This is a genomic window from Streptomyces sp. NPDC002795 (assembly GCF_042888725.1).
In the GTDB taxonomy this organism is placed as follows: domain Bacteria; phylum Actinomycetota; class Actinomycetes; order Streptomycetales; family Streptomycetaceae; genus Streptomyces.
The window spans coordinates 443,368-457,623 of record NZ_JBIAQB010000005.1; the positions used below are offsets into that span (position 1 = coordinate 443,368).

16 protein-coding genes and 1 pseudogene are annotated in these 14,256 nt (G+C 69.0%); 9 read left to right on the plus strand and 8 right to left on the minus strand.

What is annotated here, in order from left to right; translation table 11 throughout:
• Window positions 1-129 precede the first annotated feature (129 nt).
• From ACFYWS_RS18130 to ACFYWS_RS18155, 6 genes are all read left to right on the plus strand, one after another.
• The gene (locus ACFYWS_RS18130) at window positions 130-1,659 is read left to right on the plus strand and encodes a long-chain fatty acid--CoA ligase (protein ID WP_389276934.1); all 1,530 of its coding nucleotides are present in this window, start codon (window positions 130-132) and stop codon (window positions 1,657-1,659) included.
• A gap of 43 nt (window positions 1,660-1,702) precedes the next feature.
• Complete coding sequence (locus ACFYWS_RS18135; protein ID WP_389276937.1) at window positions 1,703-2,860, plus strand: acyl-CoA dehydrogenase family protein; 1,158 nt, start codon at window positions 1,703-1,705, stop codon at window positions 2,858-2,860.
• 355 nt (window positions 2,861-3,215) lie between these two features.
• Entirely contained in the window at window positions 3,216-3,812 is a 597-nt protein-coding gene (locus ACFYWS_RS18140; RefSeq protein WP_389276940.1) for a dihydrofolate reductase family protein, read from the plus strand.
• On the plus strand, window positions 3,809-4,222 hold the full coding sequence (locus tag ACFYWS_RS18145; protein WP_389276943.1) for a VOC family protein: 414 nt from the start codon (window positions 3,809-3,811) through the stop codon (window positions 4,220-4,222). The genes ACFYWS_RS18140 and ACFYWS_RS18145 overlap by 4 nt, the downstream gene beginning before the upstream one ends.
• A gap of 284 nt (window positions 4,223-4,506) precedes the next feature.
• Window positions 4,507-5,166 (plus strand): hypothetical protein, encoded by a 660-nt coding sequence (locus ACFYWS_RS18150; RefSeq protein WP_389276946.1) that lies wholly within the window; start codon window positions 4,507-4,509, stop codon window positions 5,164-5,166.
• A 582-nt stretch (window positions 5,167-5,748) separates the two neighbouring features.
• Window positions 5,749-6,594 (plus strand): pYEATS domain-containing protein, encoded by an 846-nt coding sequence (locus tag ACFYWS_RS18155; RefSeq protein ID WP_389276949.1) that lies wholly within the window; start codon window positions 5,749-5,751, stop codon window positions 6,592-6,594.
• A gap of 121 nt (window positions 6,595-6,715) precedes the next feature.
• Here the strand turns inward: ACFYWS_RS18155 and ACFYWS_RS18160 are convergent, their stop codons facing one another.
• From ACFYWS_RS18160 to ACFYWS_RS18170, 3 genes are all read right to left on the minus strand, one after another.
• Complete coding sequence (locus tag ACFYWS_RS18160; RefSeq protein WP_389276952.1) at window positions 6,716-7,090, minus strand: STAS domain-containing protein; 375 nt, start codon at window positions 7,088-7,090, stop codon at window positions 6,716-6,718.
• A gap of 569 nt (window positions 7,091-7,659) precedes the next feature.
• Window positions 7,660-7,947, minus strand: a complete 288-nt coding sequence (locus tag ACFYWS_RS18165) for a hypothetical protein (protein ID WP_389276955.1) — start codon at window positions 7,945-7,947, stop codon at window positions 7,660-7,662.
• 5 nt (window positions 7,948-7,952) lie between these two features.
• Window positions 7,953-8,510, minus strand: coding sequence for a DUF5994 family protein (locus ACFYWS_RS18170; RefSeq protein WP_389276958.1), 558 nt, complete (start codon window positions 8,508-8,510; stop codon window positions 7,953-7,955).
• A gap of 450 nt (window positions 8,511-8,960) precedes the next feature.
• On the opposite strand from ACFYWS_RS18170, the gene ACFYWS_RS18175 reads away from it, so the two are divergent.
• Window positions 8,961-9,614, plus strand: a complete 654-nt coding sequence (locus ACFYWS_RS18175; RefSeq protein WP_389276961.1) for a hypothetical protein — start codon at window positions 8,961-8,963, stop codon at window positions 9,612-9,614.
• 202 nt (window positions 9,615-9,816) lie between these two features.
• Here ACFYWS_RS18175 and ACFYWS_RS18180 read toward each other — a convergent pair whose 3' ends face one another.
• The 5 genes and pseudogenes from ACFYWS_RS18180 to ACFYWS_RS18200 form a co-directional block, all read right to left on the minus strand.
• On the minus strand, window positions 9,817-10,017 hold the full coding sequence (locus tag ACFYWS_RS18180) for a hypothetical protein (RefSeq protein ID WP_389276964.1): 201 nt from the start codon (window positions 10,015-10,017) through the stop codon (window positions 9,817-9,819).
• Window positions 10,018-10,135: 118 nt separating this feature from the next.
• On the minus strand, window positions 10,136-10,492 hold the full coding sequence (locus ACFYWS_RS18185) for a PRC-barrel domain-containing protein (protein ID WP_389276967.1): 357 nt from the start codon (window positions 10,490-10,492) through the stop codon (window positions 10,136-10,138).
• A gap of 89 nt (window positions 10,493-10,581) precedes the next feature.
• Window positions 10,582-10,980: pseudogene (locus ACFYWS_RS18190) on the minus strand (sugar phosphate isomerase/epimerase family protein); the annotation flags it as partial.
• On the minus strand, window positions 10,971-11,564 hold the full coding sequence (locus tag ACFYWS_RS18195; protein WP_389276970.1) for an alpha/beta hydrolase fold domain-containing protein: 594 nt from the start codon (window positions 11,562-11,564) through the stop codon (window positions 10,971-10,973). The pseudogene ACFYWS_RS18190 and the gene ACFYWS_RS18195, both read right to left, overlap by 10 nt.
• 56 nt (window positions 11,565-11,620) lie before the next feature.
• Window positions 11,621-12,223, minus strand: a complete 603-nt coding sequence (locus ACFYWS_RS18200; protein ID WP_389276973.1) for a TetR/AcrR family transcriptional regulator — start codon at window positions 12,221-12,223, stop codon at window positions 11,621-11,623.
• A gap of 115 nt (window positions 12,224-12,338) precedes the next feature.
• Between ACFYWS_RS18200 and ACFYWS_RS18205 the strand changes: the two genes are divergently transcribed.
• Window positions 12,339-13,031 (plus strand): SDR family oxidoreductase, encoded by a 693-nt coding sequence (locus tag ACFYWS_RS18205; RefSeq protein WP_389276976.1) that lies wholly within the window; start codon window positions 12,339-12,341, stop codon window positions 13,029-13,031.
• Between the two features lie 53 nt (window positions 13,032-13,084).
• Window positions 13,085-14,140 (plus strand): aldo/keto reductase, encoded by a 1,056-nt coding sequence (locus ACFYWS_RS18210; RefSeq protein WP_389276979.1) that lies wholly within the window; start codon window positions 13,085-13,087, stop codon window positions 14,138-14,140.
• The last annotated feature ends 116 nt before the right edge of the window (window positions 14,141-14,256 follow it).

The window sequence follows — 14,256 nt, forward strand, 5'->3', positions numbered from 1 at the left end:
AGTCCGCCCGATGACCATCCGCCCGACTGCGGCGCGACCGCTCAACTGACCTGCCCCCCAACTCGCCCCCTTCTCCCGTCTTTTCCTTGCGGCCCGCCACGGCAGTCGGGTCGTCCCTTGGAGGATGTCGTGCACCTCACCCAGTCCCTGCACCGTGCGCTCCAGCAGGCACCGGACCGGCCGATGACGATCTGCGGCGACCGGGTCCGCACCACTCGCGAGGTCGTCGACCGGGTGTCCCGCCTGGCCGCCGCCTTCCAGGGCATCGGCGTCCGCGAGGACGACCGGGTAGGTCTGCTGGCCCTGAACTCCGACGTCCACCAGGAGTTCTTCTTCGCCAACTGGTGGATGGGCGCCGTCGCACACCCCCTCAACACCCGCTGGTCCGCTGCCGAAATCGCGTACGCGCTTACCGACTCCGGCACTGAGGTGCTGCTGGTGGACGACTCCTTCGCAGCGCTCGGCCCGGAACTCCTGGAGCGGGCCGAGGGCCTGCACACCCTCGTCCACTGCGGGAGCGGTCCGACACCCGACGGCATGCTGGACTACGAGGCGCTCATCGCCGGCTTCGAGCCCGTGCCGGACATCCGACGCGGCGGCGACAAGGCGGTGTTCCTGCTCTACACCGGCGGCACCACCGGGACCCCCAAGGGCGTCACGGTCACCGACCGCGGCCTGCAGACCTCCATGCTGAGCTCCCTCGTCATGACCCAGGCATCCATCCCGGACGGCGTGAACCTGCTGACGGCACCGCTCTTCCACATCGGCGCGCTGACCGGCTGGTACACCCAGAACCTCGTCGGCGGCACCCTGGTCTTCCTGCCGTCCTTCACACCGGACGGTGTCCTCGAAGCCATCCAGAAGCACGGCGTGACCACGACGACCCTGGTGCCGGTGATGGTGCAGATGGTCTGCAATCACCCCGAGTTCGCCTCCTACGACACCAGCAGCGTGCGCCGCATCACCTACGGCGGCGCGGGCAGCCCCGAGAGCCTGCTGAGACTGGTCATGGAGTGCTTCCCCCAGGCCCGGTTCACCCAGGGCTACGGCATGACCGAGACCAGCGTGCTCTCCGTCCTGGTCCACGAGGACCACGTGCGGGGCGGACCGCGACTGCGCTCGGCGGGACGTGCCACCCCGTGCATCGAACTGGCGGTGGTCGGGCCCGACGGACTGCCGGTACCGACCGGCGAGGTGGGCGAGGTCGTCACCCGTGGCGATCACGTGATGGCCGGCTACTGGGGCAAACCACAGTTGACAGCCGAGGCCCTGCGGGGCGGCTGGATGCACACCGGCGACTGCGGCTACCTCGACGACGACGGCTACCTGTACATCGTCGACCGCCTCAAGGACATGATCATCACGGGTGGGGAGAACGTGTACTCCGCCGAGGTGGAGAACGCCCTCGCCGCCCATCCGGCGGTCGCCGAGTGCGCCGTGATCGGCGTCCCCGACGAGCACTGGGGCGAACGTGTGCACGCGGTGATCGTGCTGCGCTCCGGCGCCACCGTCACCGCGGAGGAGATCCGGTCCCATGCCAAGACCCTGATCGCCGGCTACAAGGCCCCGCGCAGCGTCGAGTTCGTCGAGACACTCCCCCTGTCCCCCGCCGGGAAGATCCTCAAGCGGCAGCTGCGGAACGCATGTTCCGACGCCTGACTCCCACGCCACACCTCCCCTCCACACAGAATCGAGCACCCCTATGAAGCGCACCGTGTACGACCAGGAACACGAGGACTTCCGGGCCATGATCCGGGAGTTCATCTCGAAGGAGGTCGTTCCCCAGTACGAGGAGTGGGAGGCTCAGGGCATCGTCCCGCGCGAGCTGTTCCGCAAGCTGGGCGACCTCGGGGTGACCGGCTTCGGCATCCCCGAGGAGTACGACGGTCCCGGGGACACCGGCTACAAGTACCAGGCGATCATCACCGAGGAGAGCGCCCGCGCGGCGGTCATGCTCGGTCACTACGGCCTGAGCACGGGCATGGTCCTGCCCTACCTGCTGACGCTGGCCACCGAGGAGCAGAAGCGGCGCTGGTTCCCGGGGATCGTCAGTGGCGACATCATGCTGTGCATCGCGATGACCGAGCCCGGCGCGGGTTCGGACCTCGCGGGCATCCGCACCCGGGCCCGACTCTCCGACGACGGCCGCCACTACGTCCTCAACGGTGCCAAGACCTTCATCTCGGGTGCTCGCAACTCCGAGCTGTGCGTGGTCGTCGCCCGCACCTCACCCGAGGACGCGGACAACCGCCGTGGCGGTCTGAGCCTGCTCGTCGTGGAGACGAAGAGCGAGGGCTTCGCCTACGGCAGGAAGCTCCAGAAGATCGGGCTGCGCTCCAGCGACACCAACGAGCTCTCGTTCACGGACGTCGAGGTCCCGGTGGAGAACCTCCTCGGCGAAGAGGGCCACGCCTTCTCCTACTTGGGCCGCAACCTGGTCAGGGAGCGCCTGGCCGTCGGTGTCGACGCGACCTCGCGGGCCGCCGCGGCGATCGGGTTCGCCCGGGAGTACGTACGGGAGCGCACGGTCTTCGGCAGGCCGGTGGCCGGTTTCCAGAACACCAAGTTCGTCCTGGCCGAGTGCGCCACCGAGGTGGAGGCGGCCCAGTCCCTGGTCGACCGAGGCATCGAACTGGAGGAGACCGGCGAGCTCACCCCGGCCGACGCCGCCCGGATCAAGCTGTTCAGTACCGAGGTGTGCGGCCGCGTCGTCGACAAGTGCCTCCAACTACACGGCGGGTATGGCTACATGACGGAGTATCCGATCGCCCGTCTGTACGCCGACGTCCGCGTCAATCGCATCTACGGAGGCTCCAGTGAGGTGATGAAGACCATCATCGCCAAGGACCTCGACCTGTAGCCGGACCCGGGAAGGACTCCTGAGCCCAGACCTTCATGATCGCTTCGACGAGCACGGCCCTCGCCGAACTGCCGCTCCCTCGCCGAGGGCCCAACGATTCAGCACCGCCACGCCTGACGGATCCAGCAAGCCAGGACGTCACGGATCGATCATGTCACGCCAGTTCCAAGAGGGTGTTTCATGTCGGAATCGGCTGAGGCGGACGAGGTCGTGCGCCTGCTGTCGGCCTCCTCAGGGGGCCGGCAGCAGGGTCGGCGAGTCTGGCCGATGAGTTTGCCGGTTGCCGGACGTCTTCCTCGTGACACACCACGCCGACGGATCAGGAATCGCCAGATCCCGGTGTCATGAAGGAGAGATGGAGACCCGGACGAACAATCCGATTCGGCTGTACATGTCGATGTCGCTCGACGGCTATGTCGCCGGCCCGGACGATCGGCCGGGGCAGGAGCTCGGACGCGACGGTGGACGGCTCTTCAACTGGCTCGACGACCGGGAGTCCGACGGTCCGAGCGGCCAGGTCTACCGCGAAGCGCTGGCGACCGGCGCGGTGATCTCCGGCCGTCGGACCTTCGAACTCGCCGGGCGCTGGCAGGGCGACCACCACGACGGCGTGCCGATCTTCGTCCTCACCCACCAAGCGGATGACGGGGATGTACCACCCGGCCACGCGCGATTCGTCACCGATGTCGAGGACTGCGCCCGTCAGGCCCGCGCAGCCGGAGGAAACCGGCCGGTCATGGTCCATGGAGCGGGGGCGGCCCAAGCACTCCTCCGAGCCGGGCAGGTCGACGAGATGGAGATCCACCTCGTTCCGGTCCTCCTCGGAGACGGCCGACGGCTGTTCGACCACCTGGGCAGTGATCACATCGAACTCGACCTCGTCCGACGGCTCGAGGACCGCGACGTCACGCATCTCCGCTACCGGGTGCGCCGGGCCGAGGAGTCCGCGTGAGGACGCTCTTCGTCTCCTACCGCGTCACCGACCTGGAGCGCTCGCTCGATTTCTACACCGCCTTGGGCTACGCCGAACTGGGCAGGGTCGAGATCGGCGACGGGGCACGCCTCGTGATCCTCAAGTTCCCCGACGAACCGGCCGGCTCTCTCGAACTGGTCCACCGCCCCGGCGACGGACCCGTCGACGTGGGCAGCGGTTTCGACCACCTCGCGATCCAGGTGGAAACGCTCACCACAACCCTGGAGACACTGAACAAAGCCGGCCTGCGGCCCGAACCCCTCCAGTACCCGGGCGGCCCTCACGGTCCGAAAACGTCGTGGCTCACGGACCCGGACGGCTACCGGATCGAGTTGGTGCAGTGGCCGCCCGGACAACCCGACGGCATCACCGCAGCCGACTTCGCCTGAGGCGGCCACGACCTGTGCGCGACCGCGGCGCGACGCGAGGCGCCATCCCACCCCCATCCACAGGTCTCGACGATTACTCTCCCCAACGACACCAGCACCAGCAGACTCGTTGACATCCAATCCAGTCACCGCAGGTCAGCATGCCGCACACGACTAACTTCGCTGTCAAAGGACACACGCGAAGTGGACCAGAGCCTGGGAACGGGTGTCGTGTCGTCATGACTTTTGGAGTCGCCCTGGATGCCGGCCCTGCTCCTCGGCATTCCGTTTCCGGTCGCCCGTAGATGAGGAATCAACTCCTCCCGGAGGCGTCCGTCATGCGTGGCAAGGGCATCCACTACGACACCGGCACCTTTCCCAACAGGGACATTTCGCACCCCGTGTTCGACACGCATGTGGTCGAGCGGGACATGCGGGTCATCACCGAGGACCTTAGGTGCACCGCGATCCGTATCACCGGGGGCGACTTGGGCCGGATCGAGACCGCCGCACGTTGTGCGGCGACCGACGGTCTTGAGGTCTGGTTCTCGCCATTTCCCTGCGAGATGACGAACGAGGAGATGCTGCTGTACGTCACCGATGCCGCCGAGCGGGCCGAACCGCTGCGCCGCGACGACGCCGACGTCGTTCAGGTCACCGGCTGCGAACTGAGCCTGTTCGCCCGCGGGTACCTGGCCGGCGACACCTTCAGCGAACGCGTTCCGGTTCTTGCCGGCCCCGACCGTGAGGCTGCGCTGCAGCCCCTTCCCAACAAGGTCAACGCCTTCCTCGGCGCGGTCGTCCGCGCGGTGCGGCCTCTCTTCGCGGGGCTTGTCAGCTGCGCCTCCTGCCCCCTGGACGGGGTGGACTGGAGCCCGTTCGACATCGTCGGCCTGGACGCCTTCCGGGGAGCGGGCGACTACGGCGGCGCGGGCTGGCACGTCGCCATGGGCCATGGGCCCTGACGGCGTCACCCCCAAGCCCGACCTGGTGCACGACGAGAGCGAACAGGTCCGCTACCTCGACGACGACCTCATGCCCATCTTTCAAGACGAAGGAGTCGACTAGGTCTTCTGGTTCACCTTCTCCGGCTACGGCACCCCGCACCGGCTGACCGGCTCGGATACCGACCTCGCCTCCTACGGCATCGTCAAGGTCCTCGACGAGCAGAGCGGAATTCCGGCGGACGCACTCACCTACGCCGGCATGCCCTGGGAACCCAAGGAAGCGTTTCACGCGCTCACCAACCACTACGCGGCCCTCAGGTGACAAGGAACTCGTCCCCGGCGCCTGCGGGGAGCCGTGGTCCTTCCGCCCCGTCTTCACACCGCCGGAGCGAGGTGAATGCCGCCGGTGCGCGTGGATGAGAGTCGACCGAACCGGAGGTTCTTGTGACATCCCCAGTCACTGGCATTGAACTTACGGAAGACCGAGAGACTGACATCCGAAGACGCGTTGCCCAGACCGTGACGGCCACCCCCGGGACCGCCATCATGGGTGACTGAGGCGGTAGCAGGCTGACCGCCGAGACTGATTGCGGGGGCGCAATGTCCGAGCAGGCCGTTCAGACCAAGGGCGACCGCTTGACCCTGACCGAGCGGATCATCGCCGGTGCAGCCGGGGCCGCCCTTCTGGCCACCGCCTTATCCCTTGTCGCCGTACCGCCCGATCACCGGGTGGCGCTGCCGCAATGTCCGAGGGCGTCCTCGGGATGCATCCTCAGCGTTGACAATGACCTGACCCCACTTGCCGCCATCCTCGCCGCCCTTGGGGCAGCCGCAGCCCTGATCGCGATCCTCGGAATCCGGTTCAACACAGTCAAAGCCGGCGGCGCGGAACTGGGTCGAGTGGACACCGAAGGCCTCGCCTATGCTCCGCTGGCCGAAGAGGGCACGGCCGACACAGGGCGAGGCGAGACCTTGCCGGACCAGCAGGTGGCCGAACAGCCGATCAGCGTGGAGGTACGTCGGGGCCTCGGCACGACGCTCGGCGTCGCCCCGGTCGCGGTCGCCCACCTCATCGAACCGATGTCTTCGGTGGAGCCGCTGATTCTGCGTGACTACCGATCGGCGCGCAAGAAGTGCCAGCACGAGCATTTCCTGACTCACACCCTCAACCCGGCCAAGACTCCAGGCCAGGCCTACTCCGTCGCCCTCCGGGTAACCCCCGTCAAAGGCACCACCGAAAAGGTGCGGTCTGCGTCGTTCTTCTTCGGGAAGTTCTGGGGGGACAGGGTCTTCGCGGGCCAGCGTGGGGCGGACGGACGATTTGGAATCGTCACGGAGGCCTATGGGCCGTTTCTCGCGTTGTGCGAGGTCGAGTTCGAGAGCGGCCGCCGCATCCTGCTGGACCACTACTGCGATTTCGACATGGCCGAGCTGCTGCGGCCCTGATCCGCCTCCGCATCCATGACGCCCTCTATGCACCGATCAGCCGAGAACGCACATACCTCGAGTATGGCGAACGCGCGCGGTCCAATGGTGGGCCATGGCGACGCTTCGACGCAGACCGCGGTCACCCACGGCTGCCCGGAGGAGTGTCGGTTCGGGGAGAGGCATCAAACCGCTCCTGAGCGCAAAGGTCGTGGAGGGGCAGCCGGTCCCGCAGGACGCTGCGGGACAACGTGAGCCGAACGCACCGGCTGGGGTTGGCCAGGGTGAGGCTCCCGCCTGCGTGGTGGATGGCCTCACGGATGCCGAGGACGGTGAAGAAGCTGCCGTTGTCACAGCGGGTCACCAGGGACAGGTCCATGATCAGGTGGCGGCTGCCCTCGCCCAGAACTTGGGAGGCGAGCTCGCAGAATGCAGGGATGCTGCCAGTGTCGAGCTCACCGTCCAGGGCCAGGGTCATGAAGTAGTCGGGGGTGGCGGGCATGCGCTTCACGGCCATCCGCAGCCCCCTTCGGTGCCGGTCCGGATCCCTCCCCCTCCCGGTCACCGGGCCCCGGCACATTTGACCCGGCCGACACGCCGGCCGGGGCGCCGACCTGGGCGCATCACCCCGCACCGATTGATTCCAGTCGTTGAAACAGGCATACGAGTTCCCAAGGGATGAAGTGCGCCGATCGGTCAACCTCGTATCGCTGCCCGAGCCTCGGCTTCGACCTGGACACGACCTGACTAGTTCTGCACCCGCCCGCTCATCACAGCGGCCCGCGCGCCCATGCCTCACGGCCGGAGGCCCTCCGCGCCCGACCTCACGACGGGCAGCAGCTTCCAGCCCCACGCCCTGAGCGGCTCCCTGATCCCGCCGACAGCGGTGATCCGGTCCCCACACCGGCCACTACCAGGCCCGGGGAATGACGGGACAACAGCAAGTCTTCCCGTCGGGTCGCACCACCGCAGCGCCGGTGCGTGGGCAGCATCGTCAGCTCGGTGAGTGCGAACACCAGCCCACCACCCGATGCGTTCCTCCCTCTGCGGGGGCCTCACCTCGTGGCCTCTTCGACGCGACCGGGCTCAGCGGGCCTGCTTGTGTGTGGTGCGGTCGCGGCGGCGGCGTGCCGGGAAGCGTCCGCGACCGCCGTCGCGGTGGTCGTGCCGGTCGGCGCGGACCACCGGCGGGGGCGACTGCGCGGACGGAGGCGGGTTGCCTGCCCGCTCGGCGGAATTCCGGCGGCCAGGCATGAAGCGATGGTGGGTGTGCAAGGCGATCCTTCCGGTCTGCTGGGCGTTGAGGCGATGGATCAGATAGGCGCCGACGGCGATCAGCAGCAGGAAGGCGGCAGTGGTGAGTGCGGCGTCCATGGTCCTCACCGCCCCGCGATCATGGGGACGGTGTGGGTGGAGGTCGCGCCGCCCTCGTATTCCCACGCCTCGTCGGAGCTTTGCGGCCGGTCGATCACGCCAATGCCGCTGAGGAGTGCGGTTTCGGCGGCCACGAGATCGGTGGCGGTCAAGGGGGCGCCGTGTGGGTCACAGGCGGCGGCCATGAGCCGATCTGCGCCGGCGGTTCCCGTCTCTGGCGGGATCACCAAGAGGTCGAAGCGGCCGGTGCCGTAGGACAGCAACAGCAGTTTGTGCGGGTCGAGTTCGGGGTTGAACCAGCCGACGCTCATCACCCGGTGGCCGACGGCCACCTTGCGCGGGACGACGGGCCAGAGCATCGGGTTGACGGCTACGCGGGTGATGCGGCCCCAAAGTGGATCGAGTATCTCCGCGAGGGCAGGGAGTTCGGCGGTCAGGTCGCGCGAGCGCGGCCACCAGGCGCCGTCGAGCAGGCCGCAGCCCGTTTGCGACTTCAGCGCCACACGGGCGGCGTCGGAGGGAGGCGGACGAATACTGCGGGTGGTCAGGGTTGTCGCGATCATGATGCGAACCCGTCTCCGGCGCGACACGACGGCCGCCCGGTGCATGTGGTCGCCGAGGACGAGACCCGCGTGGATGCCGGAGTACGAAATGCCCTTGGTCTCTCCAGCGTACTCCCGCGGACCGCTCAGGAGACGGGTCCGTCGCCACTCGTCTCCGCCCGCCGTTTCAGCTCGTCGTCCTGAGGAAACCTCGGACGCCCTCGGTTCGGTTCCATCGACGCGGAGGGCGGGAGCGCCCGACGGTCCGGCATATCGGTCCGTTCTGGTCGCAGCACCTTTGGCCGAACTGCCCCGCATTAGTGCTCCGGGTACGGGCAGGGTTTCGGCACCGGGCGCGCGGGACCCTCGGCCGGCCCTCACGAACGAACCGCGGCGGGGTGATCCCGGCCGCCGGCTCAGGTCCACCACGCTTGTCACGTAAGTCCACCGGTCTCCCGAACCGAGGCGCTCATGCATACTCCGCAGCACCCGCGTGAACCCGAAGGCCCGGAGCCGTCCGCCATGGACGCGGTGCGTCTGCGCCGTCTGAACCGCTGGCAGGCGGAGGACCTCCGGGAGGACTTGGCGGACCTGTACGTCGAATCCTCCCGCTCGTCCCCTGGCGAGGAGTTCAACGGCCGGGAGGCCTTCCTGCACCGCCTGGCGGGCGACGTACAGCTGCCGGGCTTCGACATGCTGGTCGCCGAGGCGGAGGCGCTGACCGGGTGCGCATACGGTGCCCCGGTGGCGCGCGACGGCTCCTGGTGGCAGGGGTTCGACGGCGCCCTCCCGCAGAACCTTGAGCAACTCACCGCGTCCGGGCATGTTTTCGCGATCACGGAGACCGTCGTCCACCCGCACGGGCAGGCTCGCAGGCTCGCCCGTCGCCTGCAGGAGCGTCTGCTCGCCGACCACCACGCGTCCTTGGGCGTCACCCTGGTCGACCGATCCGACGGCCCGGTCCGTGCCGCTCTCACGGACTGGGGCTGGCAGGACGCCGGAGAGATACACCGGCAGCCGCCCGGCCCAACAGCTCTGCGGGTCATGGTCCTTCCTCTCGGCGGACGCACGGCGGAGCACCCCGACGGGCTCGCCCACGACGCCCGAACCCAGCGGCCCGAATAGCCGGGCGCAGCCGCCGGACGCGGAGCGTGTGGCTCCGCGCTCCTCGCCTGCAGCATGTGACCAGGAAGAACAGTCGTGAAGCCGCCGTGTTTGAGGTTCGCACGGCGGGCTACCCGGCCGACGCGTCCCGGGTCGACCCGGGGGACGAAGGCGCCGGAGAGTTGAGACCACAGCTCCCGGTGCCGCCCGACAAAGCGAGCAGTCAGTTCCGGCCGTTGACGCGCTTCAGTGCGCGGCCCACCTCGCGCCGCATTGCCTCGGGGAGCAGCTCGCCCTGGACCGTGACGGTCAAGGCGACGGCCACGTCCCGAAGCTTGATGTTGCAGTGCTGCGAGACGTCCACCAGCAGGCCCCAGGCCCTCTCGCGCAGTTCGGCGATCTCGGCGACCAGAGCCGTATCCACCGCTGAACCCTCAGCCGTCAACAGGCGCCGTTCCCCGTGGGTCATGGTCGGTTGGTGCATGACGCCTACCTCACAACGTAGTGACGAGGGGGCTTCTGCAGGTGCCCCCGAAGGGCCTTTAACGGCGGGCGAGTTGACGCTCCCCGGCCGCGCCGGACTCGTAGGGCAGCCCGTAGTGCTTGAAGATCGCTTCCTCGCCCGCTGCGGGCAGGACGCCGTCGGTGCCGATCGAGGGAGCCGTCGTCACCAACGCCTTGGCATAGGTGACCTTGAGGTAGTCCGGACCGGCGATCGCATCGTCGAGGGGGACGAAGAACAGCCGCCGCCGGGTGGGCAGTCCGGCGCGCACGGTGGCCATGGCCGGTTGGTCGGTGGTGGTGTCCACGTAGACCGCTTCGAGGACCCCGATCTTGCGTGCCGCGGTGTCGACGACGGTAAGGTCCCGCCACTCCCGGACATCGGCTGCGTGAATCATGACGTCTTCCTTCCGGAAGGCCTGTCTGGCCCGCTCCGGCCGATCTCAAGGCCGGAGCGGGCCAGACAGGCCTTCCGTTCACCGCCGTTCTATGGACGGAGTATGGGGCGTCGGGTTCCTATGAGGCCGTACTCGGCCAGGTACTCCCGGGTACTGACCGCGATGGGCAGCGGCACGTCGGGTAGGGGGCGCACGGGTACAGGTCCTGCTCGACGATCACGAACAACTCGGCTTCCAGAGAGGCCAGTTACAGCGACCTGGACCAGGGCCTCGGGGTCCATCTGCTTGATGCGGACGTAGACGCAGCCGACGCGCTCGCCGTAGCGGCGGATGAGGTCGAGGTTGTCGCCACCGCCGTACGCCACGTGCCCGGTGCCCAGGCACAGGTTCGTCCAGCGGGAGTCCGACCCGTTGAGCAGCCGCTCGACCTCCCGCTGCGTCTGGATGTGGCTGTCGGCGTGCGGGCGCAGGCTCAGCATCACCGCAAAGGTGCCGCCGATGGAGTGGCCGGTGCTGCCGATGCTCTTCGGTTCGCAGTCCTGGGGAACAGCCAGCGGTAGGCGGTCCCGGCGTCGTCGAGCTGGGCACAGCATGGGTGCTCGGGGGCCAGACGGAAGTCCACGACCAGCGAGCGGACACCCGCGGCCTTCGCGATGCGGCCGGCCGCCTTGCGGTCGGAGTACATGGAGGCGGTGACGGATCCGCCGAAATGGAAGTGGAGCAGCGCCTGGTCGGGGGCCCCGCCCTCCGGAATGGCCCGCGGAGCGGGAACACCGCCCGCGTCGACCTCGGCGCAGGAGACGCCTTCCGGTTCGGTCGAGGCCCGCTGGTACGAGTCGACGATGTCGCGGACCACGGCCAGGTCCAGGCCCGCACTGGCGGCCGGACCATCAACGGTCGGACCGACGATCACGCTCGCGCGCGGGGCGCCGCGAAGTTCGGCCGCGGGTACGCGGTGCCGTGCCCTGATGCACATCGAGACAGGCGAGATCCGCCCGCCGGCTTCACGCCGGGCGCCCTCGACTCGGGATGCGCAGGGCGTCCCCGCATCAAGCCCCGGGCCCCGCGTCATCTCGCGGGTGCGACCGGTGCACACACGCCGCGCGGCGCCCGATGCCGGGCCCCCGGTCAGCCGGCTTCCGTCAGGGCCGCGTGCGCGGCGGCGAGGATCTCCTCGGAGAGCGGGGAGCCCTGGGTGGCCCGGGACAGGACCAGAGCACCGACCAGGGTGCACAGCCGGGCGAGGCCACCCTCGCCACCCTCGCCACCCTCGCCACCCTCGCCGCCCGCGACGGCCTCGGCGGGGGCGAGGAACGCGGCGAAGTCGGCCACGCCGTCCGCGTAGGTACGGCGCGCCTCGCGGCCTTCGGGTCCGCGCGCGACATCGATGGCGAGAGCCGCGACCGGGCAGCCGTCCGCCGCGTTGTCACGGTGTTCGACGGAGAGGTAGGCGTCGATCAGGGCCCGCTGAGCGGCATCCCGCTGCCCGTCGTGCCGCTCGAGCCCGGCCGCATTGCGCCGTGCGCTCTCATCGAAGACGTGGGCGGTGACCTCATCGACGAGCGCTTCCTTGGAGGCGAACTGCTTGTAGAAGGCGCCGTGGGTCAGGTCGGCCGCCTTCATGAGATCGGCGACGCTGACGTGGGTGCCCTGCTCCCGGAACAGCCGCGACGCGGTGTCCACCACCCGCCTGCGATTTTCCTCCGCCTGCGCCTGCGATACACGGCCCATGGCCACCTCCCGTTTGGATGTCGACTGGCATCTATCATAGCTCCGTGTTTAGATTATGGTTGCAATCTAATTGACGCGGGTGCTCCGACGGCGCCTACGAAAGTCAGGAGCGAGCATGGAACTCAAGAACGCGGTCGCGGTGGTCACCGGCGCCAACCGGGGCCTCGGGCGGCACCTGGCCGCCCAGCTCGTGGAGCATGGCGCCAAGGTCTACGCGGCGGCCCGCCGCCCCGAGACGGTCGACCTGCCGGGCGTGCGCCCACTGCGCCTCGACGTGACGGACCAGGAGTCGATACGGGAGGCCGCCCGCATCGCGTCGGACGCGACGCTTCTGATCAACAATGCGGGCGTCTCCACCGGCGCGACGCTGGTCGGCGGCGACCTGGACGAGGTACGTCGCGAGATGGAGACCAATTTCTTCGGCCCGCTCGTCGCCACACGGTCCTTCGCCCCCGTCATCGAGGGCAACGGCGGCGGCGCCGTACTCAATGTCCTGTCCGCCCTGTCCTGGTTCCACCCGGCAGGCCTCGGCTCCTACGCGGCCTCCAAGGCCGCCGCCTGGGCGCTGAGCGACGCGAGTCGCGAGGAACTGGCGTCCCGCGGGATCACCGTCTCGGCGCTGCACGTCGGCTACATGGACACCGACATGGCCGCCGGCGTGCCCGCCGACCAGAAGGTCGCCGCCGCCGACGTCGCGGCCCAGGCCCTGCGCGGTATCGAGACCGGCCTGACCGAGATCCTCGCCGACGAGACCAGCCGGTACGTCAAGCAGAGCCTGTCCGCGGCGCCCCAGCCGAACGCGGGCTGACGCTCACCCCCTCCACCACGGCCTTCCAGCCCCCCCTTACGCAAGGACTTCTCATGCGTTACACGACCTTCGGCCGCAAGAGCGGACTGCGCGTCTCCGAGTACGCGCTCGGCACCGCGAACTTCGGAACCGGCTGGGGTGCCGGGGCCGAACCGGACGAGGCCCGCCGGATCTTCGACCGGTTCGCCGAGGCCGGCGGCACCTTCCTCGACACCGCCGACGGCTACCAGTTCGGCGAGTCGGAGGAACTCACCGGCAAGCTGGTCTCCGCCGACCGCGAGCACTTCGTCCTGGCCACCAAGTTCGCCCTCGGCGCCGCCCCGCAGCCGGACATCTCCAGGACCGGCAACAGCCGCAAGAACCTGGTCGCCTCCGTCGAGGCCAGCCTGAAGCGCCTGGGCACCGACTACATCGACCTGCTGTGGGTGCACTTCCCCGACGAGCTCACTCCGATGGAAGAGCTCCTGCGGGGACTCGACGACCTGGTCGGCGCGGGCAAGATCCACCACGCCGCGCTGTCCAACTTCCCCGCCTGGCGCGTCTCGCGCGCGGTGACCCTCGCCGACCTCAGGAACCAGTCCCCCATCATCGGCATCCAGCACGAGTACAGCCTCGTCGAACGCGCCGCCGACCGCGAACTGCTGCCGATGGCCGAGAGCCTCGGACTCGGCGCGGCCCTGTGGTCCCCGCTCGGCGGCGGACTGCTCACCGGCAAGTACCGCAGCTCCACCGAAGGGCGCCTGAGCGACCTGGGCACGGTTGTCCACACCGAGAGCACCGACCAGAAGACCGCCGTCGTCGACACCGTCCTGGCCATCGCCGAGGAGACCGGTGCGACGCCCGCCCAGGTGGCGGTGGCCTGGGTCCGCGAGCACGCCGCCCGCTCCACGGCCACGCTGGTCCCGATCATCGGCCCGCGCAACCTCTCCCAGCTCGACAGCTACCTCGCAGCCCTCGACGTCCAGCTCACCGACGAGCAGTTCGCGCGCCTCGACGCGGTCAGCGCGGTGCCGCTCGGCGTACCGCACGAGGGGATCGCGGGCTCGCTGGGCCGCCTCCAGGGCGGCGACGCGAGCAGCGTCATCACCCCATCCACGCCGGTGGCCTGAGCCCGGAAACACGGCTCGACGCCCCAGACAATCCCACGGCGGCACCGGGTGCACAGACGAAGAGAACGTCACAGACCGTCTTGTACCGGCAGACACCGATCACGGACAGAGCACCC